This window comes from Roseovarius sp. EL26, assembly GCF_900327775.1.
Lineage (GTDB): Bacteria > Pseudomonadota > Alphaproteobacteria > Rhodobacterales > Rhodobacteraceae > Roseovarius.
The window spans coordinates 1,566,347-1,579,321 of sequence record NZ_OUMZ01000007.1; the positions used below are offsets into that span (position 1 = coordinate 1,566,347).

The 12,975-nt window shown below is 51.5% G+C and carries 12 protein-coding genes; all 12 read left to right on the top strand.

Annotation, left to right across the window (positions count from 1 at the left end; translation table 11 throughout):
* Positions 1-555 precede the first annotated feature (555 nt).
* The 12 genes from D9A02_RS15545 (at position 556) to D9A02_RS15600 (ending at position 12,886) form a co-directional block, all read left to right on the top strand.
* Complete coding sequence (locus D9A02_RS15545; RefSeq protein WP_162933097.1) at positions 556-3,030, top strand: DUF4062 domain-containing protein; 2,475 nt, start codon at positions 556-558, stop codon at positions 3,028-3,030.
* Between the two features lie 117 nt (positions 3,031-3,147).
* On the top strand, positions 3,148-3,621 hold the full coding sequence (locus D9A02_RS15550; protein WP_120501811.1) for a hypothetical protein: 474 nt from the start codon (positions 3,148-3,150) through the stop codon (positions 3,619-3,621).
* A 183-nt stretch (positions 3,622-3,804) separates the two neighbouring features.
* The gene (locus D9A02_RS15555; RefSeq protein WP_162933098.1) at positions 3,805-4,110 is read left to right on the top strand and encodes a hypothetical protein; all 306 of its coding nucleotides are present in this window, start codon (positions 3,805-3,807) and stop codon (positions 4,108-4,110) included.
* Positions 4,111-4,481: 371 nt separating this feature from the next.
* Positions 4,482-5,261, top strand: coding sequence for an SDR family oxidoreductase (locus tag D9A02_RS15560; protein ID WP_162933099.1), 780 nt, complete (start codon positions 4,482-4,484; stop codon positions 5,259-5,261).
* A gap of 9 nt (positions 5,262-5,270) precedes the next feature.
* The gene (locus D9A02_RS15565) at positions 5,271-5,867 is read left to right on the top strand and encodes a LysE family translocator (RefSeq protein WP_120501814.1); all 597 of its coding nucleotides are present in this window, start codon (positions 5,271-5,273) and stop codon (positions 5,865-5,867) included.
* 95 nt (positions 5,868-5,962) lie between these two features.
* Positions 5,963-6,856 (top strand): fructose bisphosphate aldolase, encoded by an 894-nt coding sequence (locus tag D9A02_RS15570; protein WP_120501815.1) that lies wholly within the window; start codon positions 5,963-5,965, stop codon positions 6,854-6,856.
* A 178-nt stretch (positions 6,857-7,034) separates the two neighbouring features.
* Complete coding sequence (locus tag D9A02_RS15575; protein ID WP_162933100.1) at positions 7,035-7,649, top strand: GntR family transcriptional regulator; 615 nt, start codon at positions 7,035-7,037, stop codon at positions 7,647-7,649.
* Positions 7,646-7,993 (top strand): antibiotic biosynthesis monooxygenase, encoded by a 348-nt coding sequence (locus tag D9A02_RS15580; protein ID WP_120501817.1) that lies wholly within the window; start codon positions 7,646-7,648, stop codon positions 7,991-7,993. The genes D9A02_RS15575 and D9A02_RS15580 overlap by 4 nt, the downstream gene beginning before the upstream one ends.
* 142 nt (positions 7,994-8,135) lie before the next feature.
* A complete protein-coding gene (locus D9A02_RS15585; protein ID WP_120501818.1) occupies positions 8,136-9,452 on the top strand; it encodes a glutamine synthetase family protein in 1,317 nt (438 codons plus the stop codon).
* A gap of 81 nt (positions 9,453-9,533) precedes the next feature.
* Complete coding sequence (locus D9A02_RS15590; protein ID WP_120501819.1) at positions 9,534-10,211, top strand: type 1 glutamine amidotransferase; 678 nt, start codon at positions 9,534-9,536, stop codon at positions 10,209-10,211.
* Between the two features lies 1 nt (position 10,212).
* Entirely contained in the window at positions 10,213-11,571 is a 1,359-nt protein-coding gene (locus tag D9A02_RS15595) for a glutamine synthetase family protein (protein WP_120501820.1), read from the top strand.
* Between the two features lie 4 nt (positions 11,572-11,575).
* Complete coding sequence (locus D9A02_RS15600; RefSeq protein ID WP_174232038.1) at positions 11,576-12,886, top strand: FAD-binding oxidoreductase; 1,311 nt, start codon at positions 11,576-11,578, stop codon at positions 12,884-12,886.
* Positions 12,887-12,975 lie beyond the last annotated feature (89 nt).

Sequence of the window (12,975 nt, forward strand, 5' to 3'; positions counted from 1 at the left end):
TGGGAGGTGTCATTAAATGTATACAGGAACAAGGTAGTGCGTACAGACGGGCGAGCCCGCGCGCTTACGCGCGCGAGGCATCGCCTATGACTGACGTCCGTCAATCCGGCCCGCCCCACTCCTCCTCCGATACTTGAAGTCTCCGGAGGAGCGGGGCTTTGTAATGTGCAAATCAGCAGAACATCGCGAGTTTTATGGCAGGCGACAACGCCCAAGGACGCGACCTGAACAGCGGTTATAGGCTATAGGTAGGTGAGACGCCAAAAAGCATCAAGCGGCACCGTAGCCCACCGTCTAAACGCCTCTCCGCTGAAGCCAGTCGGGCGGAAAGCGGACATTCTCTGCGGATACGAGTGAACTGGCCTGTTCGGCGGGAAGCGGACGTTCTCTGCGGGTCCGAAATAACCAAGCCTCGACCGTGGAAGCGGACAATTAAACGAAACTTCACCACAGCAAGCTAACCAATTTTCTCAACGTGTTGATCAAAAAGAATGGCTGTAAACATGGTCAGGATTGTCGTGTTGGGGTAAGACGATCTCAATAATGAGGTCATCAATGCAGGACAAAATGAAACTTATTCGAGTGTTCATCGGTTCGCCGGGTGGTTTGGAGGACGAACGCCGTGCTGCTCATGCAATCGTTGAAGAGGTAAATCGAGACCATAGTGAGCACTGGGGTTGCCACTTTAAACTACTTGGATGGGAAGACACGGTTCCCGGCTATCAACGACCGCAATCTAAAATCAATGAAGACCTAGATCGTTGCGACTATTTTATTGGCGTTTTGTGGAATAGATGGGGAACAACACCTACAAACGATCCCGCTGGATACACTTCAGGGTTTGAAGAAGAATTTCACCGCGCTGAACGTAGAATCCAAGAGGGCAAGATGAAGGACATGCTTCTCTTGTTCAAAAAAGTCGAGATTCCTGCTGAGCTTGAACCGGGAGAAGACCTGAAAAAGGTTCGCGATTTTCGACAGCAGCAAATCGACGGTAAGCGTAACTATTTCAGAGATTTTGAAGACCTGAGTGGATTCAAAGATGCTATTCGCAGCAAGCTAAATGACATCGGCTGGAAAGAGGCTGGGCATGATCGAACCGTCGCTGACGATGACAGCGCGCCGACAAACAGGGCCGAACCTGAACATTCGGAAAGCACTCAAGAAGCATCTGAAAATGCGGGACTTCTTGAGGGCGAAGCCCGGTCTTTCGTCACTGGATTCTTAAGCAAGTCGGACGCTTGGGAGGAAACAAGTCCACACGAAATTGCTCGCTTTAGGTTAATTGCCACGTCAGTTTCTCGCTCAGGAAATGACGAACTTTATTTGAGCAATCACGACGCAAACTTGATGTTCCGACACTACAGGAACGAGAAGCTTTCAGATCAAGAATTTACGGCACTTATTGATAGTGGTGTAGCCGGCTTTGAGCATAGTAATGTGCCTCTTTGGCGGTGGGTGGCCAAAGGGGACATGCTAGACCATGCCTTGTTTTTTCGTCTTAGACTGCTGGCGACCGTTGGCGAGGATCGCGAGAAGGTAAACTCGATTAAGGTCCTACAATTATTGGGAAGTGGAATCCCTTCGCACGACTCGGAGTTCAACGTGGCCAATGTTTTGAGGTGGTGGTTTGCCGAAGGTTCGAGCGAACCAACCTTCAATGCAGCGATTTCTTTTTTGGCGACGAATGCGACGGAGTCTGAATTACCGTTCGTCGAGCAGGCGCTTTCTGAAGCTCCTGAAAGCCGAAGAGATAGGATCGAAGGGGCAATCGTTGGAATCCTTTCAAGAGTAAGTGTGGATAAGGCACTCAAGAGAGTGTGCGAGCGCGGGGTTGACAGAATCCCAGAACCTGTTGTGAAACGTTTGTTTAATAGCGCCGCTTCACTTTCGACAGATACATTACTGGAATGCCTGTCTGCGAAATCTGATAGTGTAAGAGTTCCTTCAGCGCAGTTGCTGGCGGACCGATCCGAAATTAAACTTGAAACAGCTCAGACACTCCTCACGGATAGTAATCTGGATATTCGTCTTGTGGCAGCGGAAGTGCTTCATAAATTGGGATTACCACTAGATGAGGAAGTTGCCAAAACCGCTCTCACACAGAAGAAAAATGTAGGTCGAGGGCTACTTGGTCTTTCCATGACTGCCGAGCGAGATACCACGAGGTATGACGCATATAGGCAAAACCGTCTGTTGGAAATGAGCGAAACAGAATTAAGAGATCGGGCCTCCAAAAAGCTAATTTTTCAAAGTGACGAGCTTGCGGCGTTATTCGACAAATTTCGCTCGAAAGCAGCGATACAGAAGGAGCTTCGACAGAATCTGTCGGATGGGTTTGAGAAATACTTTCAAGCACGGATTGCGGCTGCGAGAGAAAAATATGGCGCAGATGACAAAGTTATCTCTGACTCTGAGAACCTATCTACATATTACCGACTTCGACTTTCCAGTTTAGCACTTGAGGCGCTTTGTCGCCTTCAAAAACGTGACGACCTGGATTTGGTTAGGCAGGTACTGACAGAGTTTGAAGTTGCCGCTAGTCCAAACATTTTATCATACTTCAAGAAGTTTGGTGAGTGGCGCGATATCACTACGGTTGATGGTATGAGCAACGTCGCCCGAAACACGAATGCTCTTCTAGCGTTAGCGTCCGTGGACTATTCGGCTGAACGAGCATCGACCATTTTGCAGATTGGAAAGACGCGCCTGTCTGATCTTTTGGAATTGGAATTAAAGCATCCGACAAGACTTGCGTTGCTCAAAAAAATACCCGCTACCAGCTTGAGGGAACTACACGACGATGTTCTTCTGCGCGAGTTGAGCAGAGACGATAATGAAAGCCGGATCGTGTTTGCCCTGAGATGTGTTCAGGCATTGCCAAAGTCGCGGGTCGCCGGATTGCTAGACCGATATATGGATGCAGACGCGCAGCGATACTACAACAGCATTCATTGGCTTGATCTTGGAGCGTCATTGCCGACTCGCATTGCCAAGTCTGTTGCAGCTAGAGCACTTGAACAACGTTGAACGGCAGCATTGCGGACAGCGATTGCAAAATCTTGAAAGCTGGATGAATGACAGGTTTGGGCCGTTGACCGTGATGGAGGTCTAGCGCATCTTTTAGAAAGGAAAACAGGCTACAAAATGACCAAGAGTGTAACTCAGGATGATCGGGACCTACTCTTGGCGGAGTACCAACCCCTTAGGGAAGAGGTTAATCGAACTGTTGACCGAATGACGGCGAATGAGCTTGCCTGCTCTGCATTTGTATTTTCGATCATACTGTTTCAGATCTCAACGAAGAACGTAACGTCGATACCAGACTGGATCGTGATTCCGTTTGGGGCGTCCTTGGCGATGGTCGTTGCGTTCGTGGGGCATGAACGTTCCAAAGTTTTTAGGCGCCACATGGACCAAGTTGAAGAATATCTGGCCAACATAGAGCGAGTGCTAAGCAGTCAGTTTGGTTGGACCAATCACTATCGAGATGTGATACAGCCGTCTGATGCGAGACAGACCGGTTCTCGCCGAGTGCTATGGCACATTTTGCGTTTCGTGGCTCTGGCAAACTTTATTTTCCAATGTGCCGCGCTTTTCTATCCGAATCCTGTGGCTTAGTCTAAATAGGTTTCGATAGGGATTTTCTTACATCAATGAATGACCGCTATGAGGAATGCAATTGCAGCATGGTTAGGCGCTGCTCAAGGTCGGCTTTGGGCCGAGAGGTTCTCTTTATCAAGCTTCGAAAGAAAAACCGAGCTAGACATAAAGCTTCCACGTAAACGCACAGGATCCGATAACATGCACCTTCCATACAAAATAAACCTAATCGATCACGAGCGCTGGATCTCGACAGGCTACAACCGTTCGTTCGCATGGGGCTTGGTTCTGAATGATGCCGCTAAGGAATTGGGTTTCTGGCGGGTTGTCCGGTACAATCCTAACTTGGATACGGAAGGCGGTTGCTACGAATTTTCATTGGAGAAAACCGGACCGGCGATCGCTTCTGAAGAGTTTTCGTTCCTTGATTCAGAGGTCAGCAGGGGTGCCGCTCTATCTGACTTCGTCGCTAAGATTTTGAAGTGGGAGAAGCGCCGGAAACTCTAACTCAGGCCAAAACTTGCACTGAAAGCACGTGTCTAAACATTCACGCTATGTTCCGGCATAATTCGGCAGCTATCTAAACACTTTTCCCAACATTTTCAGCCACATACCTAGTCTTGCAAATCCGCGTACAGGAGTTCGATTCTCCTACTCGCCTCCATTTAACTTCAATGACTTAGCCATCCATCCCCGTTACGCGGGAGGGTCATTTTACATGCCATTTTACAATTTTATTGCCGATGCGTTCTCAAATCACCCTATTTGGACCCATAGGTGCTGACGTCAGACACTGTTCTCCTAACAACCGCGTGCGTTGCATCCCCTGCGCAGGTGTGAAACCTTCTGCACGACTTAAGCGGTTGCAGGGGAACAACATGCAAAACTGGACATTGATCACAGGGGCATCAGAGGGGCTGGGTGTTGAGTTCGCCCGCCTTGCCGCCGCTGAGGGACGCAATCTTATTTTGACCGCCCGATCCGAGGGTAAACTTAACACCCTTGCGCAGGAGTTGCGCAACGGCACTATACAGGTTGAAGTGATCCCCGCCGATCTTGCTGATCCAGCACAAGTCATCAACCTGTGGAACTTGGCTATTGAAGGCCGCCAAATCGACGTATTAGTCAACAATGCCGGCCTGGGACGACACGGCCAATTTGGCAATGGCGCGGACTGGGCGCGCGAGCAGAGTTCCATACAGGTCAACGTTCTGGCACTCAGCTACCTGATGAAACAGGCTATTCCGCATATGCAAGGCGCGGGCGGCGGAAAAATTCTCAACGTGGCCTCGGTTGCGGGGTTTATGCCGGGCCCTAACATGGCGATCTATCACGCCACCAAGGCTTTTGTTCTATCGCTATCCGAGGCTGTCGCTGAAGAGATCGGCAGCAACAACGTAACTATCACCGCTCTATGCCCCGGGGCCACTCATACCTCCTTTTTCGATGCGGCCGATATGGGCGGTGTACGGCTGCTGAAGCTGAACAAGCCGATGTCAGCTACATCCGTGGCGCAAACCGGCTGGCAGGCCATGCATCGCGGGAAGCGTGTAGTTGTGCCCGGCTTGCTGAATAAGCTGTTTGCCTTTTCTCCCCGCATTTCGCCGCGCCGGTTGGTGACTTTAATCTCGAACACGGTGATGGGCAAAACCCATTAACACGCCATAATGGATGCCCTTGCCTCATTCCTTCTTGCCGCCTTTGCCCTTACCGGCAGCCCCGGCCCCAACACGCTGAGTGCTGCTGCGGTCGGCGCATCATTCGGTCGGTTAAACGGGCTAAAGTACGTAACCGGACTTAGCGCCGGTGTTGGGTTGGTGATTCTCATCACAGGTACTGGTGTTTCGGCTACAATCTTGGCTCTGCCGGGTATTGCCCCCATGATCACTGTATGTGCCTTGATCTATTTTCTCTATCTTGCCTACAAGATCGCAACCGCACTGCCCCTGAATACCCCAACCCAAGAGGCGTCGACTGCCCCTACATGGTATGCGGGCGTCTTTTTATCGCTTGCAAACCCCAAAGCCTATGCTGCCATGGCTGCCTTATTCTCCGGCCATGCCTTACTCCATGACAATGCGTTGGCGGACGCCGCGATAAAGGCAGCACTGGCCTTGATCGTCGTTTGCATCGTTAATCTTCTCTGGCTCTCGGTTGGCGCGGGATTGGCGCAATATTTACAGAACCCACGTACCTCTCGCATGATCAACGTAAGTTTCGCCTTGCTTTTACTGCTATCCATTCTTGCTGTAACTCTCGGTTAAGCGCGCCTTCACTTGTTAGCGCCACCACAATTGCATCTGTGCGCCCCCTCCCCTAGAAGCGGTCAGCATCAGTTTTTATCAGGCGGAGTTCGGACATGTCGAAACAGGATCAGCGCAACAAGATCGCAACCGGCGATGGCTTTATCGCAGCTTTAGACCAGTCCGGTGGTTCCACTCCCAAAGCGCTCAAGCTCTACGGTGTTGAAGCAGATCAATACAGTTCGGACGCTGAAATGTATGACATGATCCACGCCATGCGGTCACGCATCGCGCAATCGCCTTCTTTTGGTGGCGATCGTATCGTCGGCGCGATTCTGTTTGAGATGACCATGGACCGCCAGATTGATGGCAAACCCTCAGCCACTTACCTGTGGGACACCAAAGGTGTCGTGCCTTTTCTAAAAGTCGACAAAGGTTTGGCTGATGAGGCCAACAGCGTGCAACTAATGAAGCCAATGCCGGATCTTGATACCCTTTTGGATCGCGCCAATGCTGCCAGCATCTACGGCACCAAGATGCGCTCAGTGATCAATGCCGCCAACGAAGTTGGAATTGCCGCTGTTGTAGCGCAGCAGTTCGAGGTCGGCAAAGCCATCCTAGCCAAAGGCCTGATGCCAATCATTGAACCTGAAGTGACCATCACCATTTCGGACAAAGCTGCGGCCGAAGACATCTTATTGACTGAGATCACAAAGCAGTTGGATGCCCTGCCCGAAGGTCAGGAAGTCATGCTCAAGCTGACGCTGCCTGAAACGGCCAACCACTACAAGCCACTGGTTGATCATTCTAAGGTGCTAAAAGTTGTTGCCCTGTCCGGCGGTTATAGCCGTGATGAAGCCAACAACCGCCTGTCACAAAACACCGGCATGATCGCCAGTTTCTCGCGCGCCCTGACTGAGGGGTTGAGCGCCCCACAAAGCGATGCAGAGTTTGATGGAACGTTGAATGACACCATCACCAGCATCCACGCGGCCTCTGTCGCGGGTTAACGCGCCAGACGACTGACTTAGACGTTATCGCGTATACGCCCACAACATAACCCCGCCCTTTCGGCGGGGTTATTTGCTATCGACGGTCAGGTTGAAGTGCCGCTGACGAACAGAACTTATGCAGGACGTATAGTGTCGCATCTTGATGGCTGGATTAAATCATGGTATATTTGGATCCATGAATTCAAATATACCAAACCACATCTCAACCACGCTTGAAAATGAGATCATCAACGGCCACTTGATGCCCGGTGCCTTGCTGCAACAAGAAGAGCTGGCCGAGCGTTTTGGCGTCAGCAGACAACCGGTTAGAGCTGCATTGGATATCCTTGGTGCAAAGGGGTTGGCAGAACGTCGGTCAAACCGGACGGTCGAAGTGTGCAAACTGCATAGCGAAGCAGGACACGAAGCATTGGCTATCCGCAAATTGCTCGAGCCTGAAGCTCTAGCCGCATCGATGCCAAAGCTATCCCCTCAGGATCTATTGGCGGCAAAGCAAGCACAGGAACGATTTGAAATCGAAACTACACCTGCGAATCTGGCGCAGCACGATGCCGATTTTCACATGGCGCTATATGGTCGTTGTGAAAACACCGTTCTATTGCGGCTAATCAGTGATTTGCGTCGTCTCAATCAGCGCGCTTATCTTGGCCAGCCTCTGGGTTCTCAAGCACGTGATCATTGCATCGCATCACACTGGCAGTTGTTGGATGCGGTATCAGCCAACGACACAACCATAGCAACCCAGCTACTTTTGCTACATTTTGACATCTCAAAGGCGCGCGACACATGAATGACCGTTTCACCAAAACCCCAGAACCGCCCTATTACGCCGTGATTTTCACCAATCAATTAAGCGAAAATGACGGCGGCTATGAGACCATGGGCAATAAAATGTTCGAGATGGCGTTAGATCAACCTGGCTGTCTAGGTGCAGAAAGCACAAGAGATTCAAGCGGCTTGGGCATCACAGTGTCCTATTGGAAGGACGAGGCCGCGCTATCGGAGTGGAAAGCAAACGCCAAACATCTGGTGGCACAAAACATGGGGATTGAACAGTGGTATGCCCATTATGAATTGCGGGTTGCTAAGGTCGAACGCGCTTATAATGGCCCCACAGGACGATCGGTCAAGTAGACTTTAATCTACGGGAGGGTCTTTAGGGCTGCTCCTTCTCCGGCTCAGCCTCCACTTTGCAAAATTCTGAGACTCAAATTTTAAATTTGATCAAATTATCGAAACCCTCTAGGTTCGCCGCAAATCAGATGAGGTTTTCCAGATGGACCTGAGTGAATATCATACCTTCCGCGTTGCAGGTTGTGACTTGAATGGACAGATGCGGGGTAAACGTGTGCCCGGCAGCTATGCATCGAAACTGGATAAGGGCGCCGTGCGGATGCCGCTGTCGGCGCTGAATGTTGATATTGCTGGAGCGGATATTGAAAACTCTCCACTGGTGTTTAAAACCGGCGATGCCGACGGTATTTTAAAACCCACCGACCGCGGGCCTGTGCCATTGCCATGGCTAAACAGCGAACAAGCATTGGTGCCTATGGGGATGTATTGGGAAGATGGCCGCCGATTCGAAGGCGATCCGCGCCACGTGCTGGTAGATGTGCTTAACCGCTACAAAGCCAAAGGCTGGAGCGTTGTAGCCGCAACAGAGTTGGAATTTACACTGGTGGATGATCGCGGGGACACCTTAACACCTGCACGTAACCCCTACACCGACCGCATGCTGGAAACGCCCGAAGTTCTGTCATTGACCCAGATGGATTACTTCGATGACTTTCTTTCTGGCCTATATGACAGTTGCAAGGCGATGGGCATCCCTGCCCAAACCACAACAAGCGAAGCAGGAATTGGTCAGTTCGAAGTAACGCTAAACCATCAAGACGCCTTGCGCGCGGCTGATGATACATGGTTATTCAAAACGCTGATCAGGGGTCTTGCCCGCAAGCATGGGTTTGCAGCCACCTTTATGGCGAAACCTTTTGCCGACGATTCTGGAAACGGCATGCATATGCACTTCTCGGTGCTAGATGAAAATGGCACGAACATCTTTGACAATGGTGGTGAGGACGGCAGTGAAACGCTTCATCAGGCCATCGCAGGCTGCATTAAAGCGATGCAGGCCAGCACACTAATATTTGCCCCACACGCCAACAGCTATGAACGGCTTGTACCCGGCGCACATGCGCCCACAAGTATTTGTTGGGGTTATGAAAATCGGACTGTCGCCGTTCGTGTTCCGGGCGGCCCTTCTATTGCACGCCGGATAGAGCACCGGGTCGCTGGAGGAGACATTAACCCCTACCTGAACTTCGCCGTTGTCCTTGGCGCCGCAATTCACGGGGTTGAACACAAGTTGCACCCCCCATCGCCAGTAAGCGGAAATGCCTATGAACAAGAGCTTCCGCAGCTTGCCACTGATTGGACTAGCGCTATCGACCTGTTCGAAATCGATCCGGTAATCGCCGACATTTTCCCAGCAGATCTGATACGCAATCTCGTCATATCAAAACGTCAGGACCAGCGTTTAATGGCTGAAACCTCTCCCAAAGATCACTGGAGAACATATCTGGACGTTGTATGATCTTTACAGCTCTCGAAAATTGGGCTTGCCTTCTGGTCGCAAAGCCGCCACTTTAAAATTTGATCAAATTATGGAGTTCCCATGAAAATCGGCATCCTGATGACAGGACACGCCCTCCCCGAAGTCCAAGAAGATCGCGGGGATTATGATTCAATGTTCGCCAAGCTGTTGGACGGATACGGCTTCGACTTTGAAACTTACGACGTTGTAAACGAGTCCTACCCCAGCAGTCCCCAAGAGATGGATGGTTGGATCATCACCGGCTCTAAACACGGTGCATATGAAGACCACCCTTGGATCCCCCCGTTGGAGGAGTTCATCCGTGCGACCCATACCGCTGGTGTTCCGATGGTTGGCATCTGCTTTGGCCACCAGATCATCGCGCAGGCCCTTGGCGGTAAGGTGGTGAAATTCGAAGGCGGTTGGGCCGTTGGCGGCACTGATTACGATATCGAAGGGCAAGGCATGAACCTGAATGCTTGGCATCAGGATCAGGTTGTTGAGTTACCCAAAGATGCCAAGGTCATCGGTTCAAATGACTTTTGCGCCAATGCGGCGCTGATGTATGGAAATACGATTTATACCATTCAACCCCACCCTGAGTTCGACGCGAAGATCATGGAACATCTGATCAATCTGCGTGGGAAGGGGCTTTTGCCCGAGGACCAACTTGAGTCCGCGACGCAGAAACTCTCAGAGGTGACAAATAGCAATGTGATTGCCGACCGCATCGCGCGGGTTTTCCGGCAGGAGGCTTAAGATGAAAAACTGGAACCAAAACCTGCCACAGGCAGCGCAAGATTATCTGGACGGCAAACGTCTGGACGAGGTGGAATGCATCATTTCTGACCTGCCCGGCATTGCCCGCGGCAAGGCTGTTCCTGCCACAAAATTTATCAAGCAAGACTATTTCCACCTTCCCGATTCGATCTTTTACCAGACCATCACCGGCGACTGGGGTGAAGCGGCGGATGATGATGGTTTCATCGAAAAAGATATGATCCTGAAACCTGATTTTGAGACGGCAACTGCCGCCCCTTGGACCGGTGACTGGACACTGCAGGTGATACATGACGCCTATGACCGTGATGACAATCCGATCCCGTTTTCACCACGTAATGTGCTAAAACGTGTGGTTCAGCTTTATCATGATAAGGGATGGACACCAGTTGTGGCCCCGGAAATGGAGTTCTTCCTTGTTGCGCGCAACATTGATCCGGCGCAAGAAATCAAACCTATGATGGGCCGCTCTGGTCGTCCGGCTGCTGCACGCCAAGCCTATTCGATGACCGCCGTTGATGAATTCGGCCCGGTGATTGATGACATCTACGACTTTGCCGAGGCACAGGGTTTCGAAATTGACGGCATCACCCAAGAGGGTGGCGCAGGTCAGTTGGAAATTAATCTGCTGCACGGTGACCCGGTGAAATTGGCGGATGAAGTGTTTTATTTCAAACGCTTAATCCGTGAGGCCGCGTTGCGTCACGACTGCTTTGCCACCTTCATGGCCAAACCGATCGAAGACGAGCCCGGCAGTGCGATGCATATCCATCATTCTATTCTAGATATCGAAACCGGCGAAAACATCTTCTCGAATGCGGATGGCACAGCAACTGATGCGTTCTATCACTTCATTGCGGGTATCCAGAACCATATGCCGGCTGGTCTTGCGGTAATGGCGCCTTATGTGAACTCTTATCGTCGTTACGTGAAAGATCATGCTGCCCCAATCAATCTGGAATGGGCTGGTGACAACCGGACAACAGGTATTCGCGTGCCTCTGTCCGGCCCCAAGGCACGGCGCGTTGAAAACCGTATCGCCGGGATGGATTGCAATCCCTATCTGGGCATCGCAGTTTCATTGGCCACTGGTTATCTTGGACTGATCGAGCAAACAAAACCACGCGACGAGTTCAAAGGTGACGCATACGAGGGTGACGGTGATATCCCTCAAGTCATGGGCGATGCACTGGATATGTTTGAAGGCGCCAAGGCTCTGCATGAGGTCTTAGGTCCTGAATTTGCACGGGTTTATTCCATCGTGAAACGCGCGGAATATGAAGAGTTCCTGCAGGTCATCTCGCCGTGGGAACGTGAACACCTGTTGATGAACGTCTGATCACATGGCCCTGAACTTGCTTTTTACTAATGACCGCAAAGGTCATTACCCTGAGAGTTGGTATGCCAACAGCACCGCCCTGCCCGAGGATCGGGCGGCGCTAGCTGGCGATACCCGCGCGGATGTTTGTATTGTGGGCGGCGGATATACTGGCTTGTCTGCGGCGTTACATCTGGCCGAGAAAGGCTTGGATGTTGTTCTGCTGGAAGCGCACCGCGTGGGCTTTGGGGCCTCGGGCCGAAATGGCGGGCAGCTTGGTAGTGGGCAACGGGCCGATCAGGAAAGCATTGAAAAGTGGGTTGGCCAGGACGATGCGCTGAAGTTTTGGGATTTGGCAGAGGATTCCAAAAATCTTGTCAAGTCTCTGGTTTCTAAACATAATATCGAATGCCACCTAAGACCCGGCATCGCGCATATGTGTTTTTCGCAAAAAGAAGTCCGCGAAGAACACGATTATGCGGATCATCTGAAAGACCGTTACGGCTGCACTGATCTGGAAAAACTGGATCAATCTGCGGCGCAAGATCTGTGCCCGTCACCGGCTTATGTCGGCGGGAGCTTGGACATGAGTGCGGGGCATCTACATCCACTGGCCTATGCCATCGGACTGGCCCGCGCGGCCGAGACCGCCGGTGTTCGAATTCACGAAAAAACACTTGTTTCCAATATCATACCCGGGGTTCCGGCAAAGGTTGAAACGGAGAACGGGACGATCACAGCTGATCATATTGTTCTGGCGTGCAACGGATATCTGGGTGGGCTGGAGAAGAAAGTCGCGTCACGGGTGATGCCGATTAACAACTTTATCGCGGCGACCGAACCATTGGGTGATGACGCTACAAAAGTGCTGACACAAGATGTGGCGGTGGCCGATAGCAAGTTCGTTGTGAACTACTTCCGCCTGAGCCATGACAAACGTCTGCTGTTTGGCGGTGGCGAAACTTACAGCTACCGGTTCCCCAAGGATATTGGCGCGCTTGTTCGCAGGCCAATGACGGAAATTTTCCCTCACCTTCAGGATGTTAAGATCGATTACGCTTGGGGTGGCACATTGGCCATCACGATGAAACGAATGCCCTATCTGGCACGAATTCAGCCCAACATTCTAAGCGCCTCAGGCTATTCTGGGCATGGTGTCGGCACTGCGACCCATGCCGGGCAATTGATGGCAGAAGCGATTGCTGGCGAAGCCTCTGGCTTTGAGACGTTTTCACGTATACCAACTTCACCTTTCCCGGGTGGCTCAGCTCTGCGGCCGCCGTTGTTGGTTCTGGCGATGAGCTGGTACGCCCTGCGGGATCGATTGGGGTTCTGAGACAGAATTGCGTACAGGATGTACAGCCTGTACGCACAAAACGTACACAAACTTTGCCTGCGTCCAATTTGATCCCTGCGTGGTCGCAA

Coding starts and splice junctions, on each gene's coding strand:
- D9A02_RS15545 (WP_162933097.1), top strand. CDS start 556: ATGCAGGACAAAATGAAACTTATTCGAGTGTTCATCGGTTCGCCGGGT.
- D9A02_RS15550 (WP_120501811.1), top strand. CDS start 3,148: ATGACCAAGAGTGTAACTCAGGATGATCGGGACCTACTCTTGGCGGAG.
- D9A02_RS15555 (WP_162933098.1), top strand. CDS start 3,805: ATGCACCTTCCATACAAAATAAACCTAATCGATCACGAGCGCTGGATC.
- D9A02_RS15560 (WP_162933099.1), top strand. CDS start 4,482: ATGCAAAACTGGACATTGATCACAGGGGCATCAGAGGGGCTGGGTGTT.
- D9A02_RS15565 (WP_120501814.1), top strand. CDS start 5,271: ATGGATGCCCTTGCCTCATTCCTTCTTGCCGCCTTTGCCCTTACCGGC.
- D9A02_RS15570 (WP_120501815.1), top strand. CDS start 5,963: ATGTCGAAACAGGATCAGCGCAACAAGATCGCAACCGGCGATGGCTTT.
- D9A02_RS15575 (WP_162933100.1), top strand. CDS start 7,035: ATGAATTCAAATATACCAAACCACATCTCAACCACGCTTGAAAATGAG.
- D9A02_RS15580 (WP_120501817.1), top strand. CDS start 7,646: ATGAATGACCGTTTCACCAAAACCCCAGAACCGCCCTATTACGCCGTG.
- D9A02_RS15585 (WP_120501818.1), top strand. CDS start 8,136: ATGGACCTGAGTGAATATCATACCTTCCGCGTTGCAGGTTGTGACTTG.
- D9A02_RS15590 (WP_120501819.1), top strand. CDS start 9,534: ATGAAAATCGGCATCCTGATGACAGGACACGCCCTCCCCGAAGTCCAA.
- D9A02_RS15595 (WP_120501820.1), top strand. CDS start 10,213: ATGAAAAACTGGAACCAAAACCTGCCACAGGCAGCGCAAGATTATCTG.
- D9A02_RS15600 (WP_174232038.1), top strand. CDS start 11,576: ATGGCCCTGAACTTGCTTTTTACTAATGACCGCAAAGGTCATTACCCT.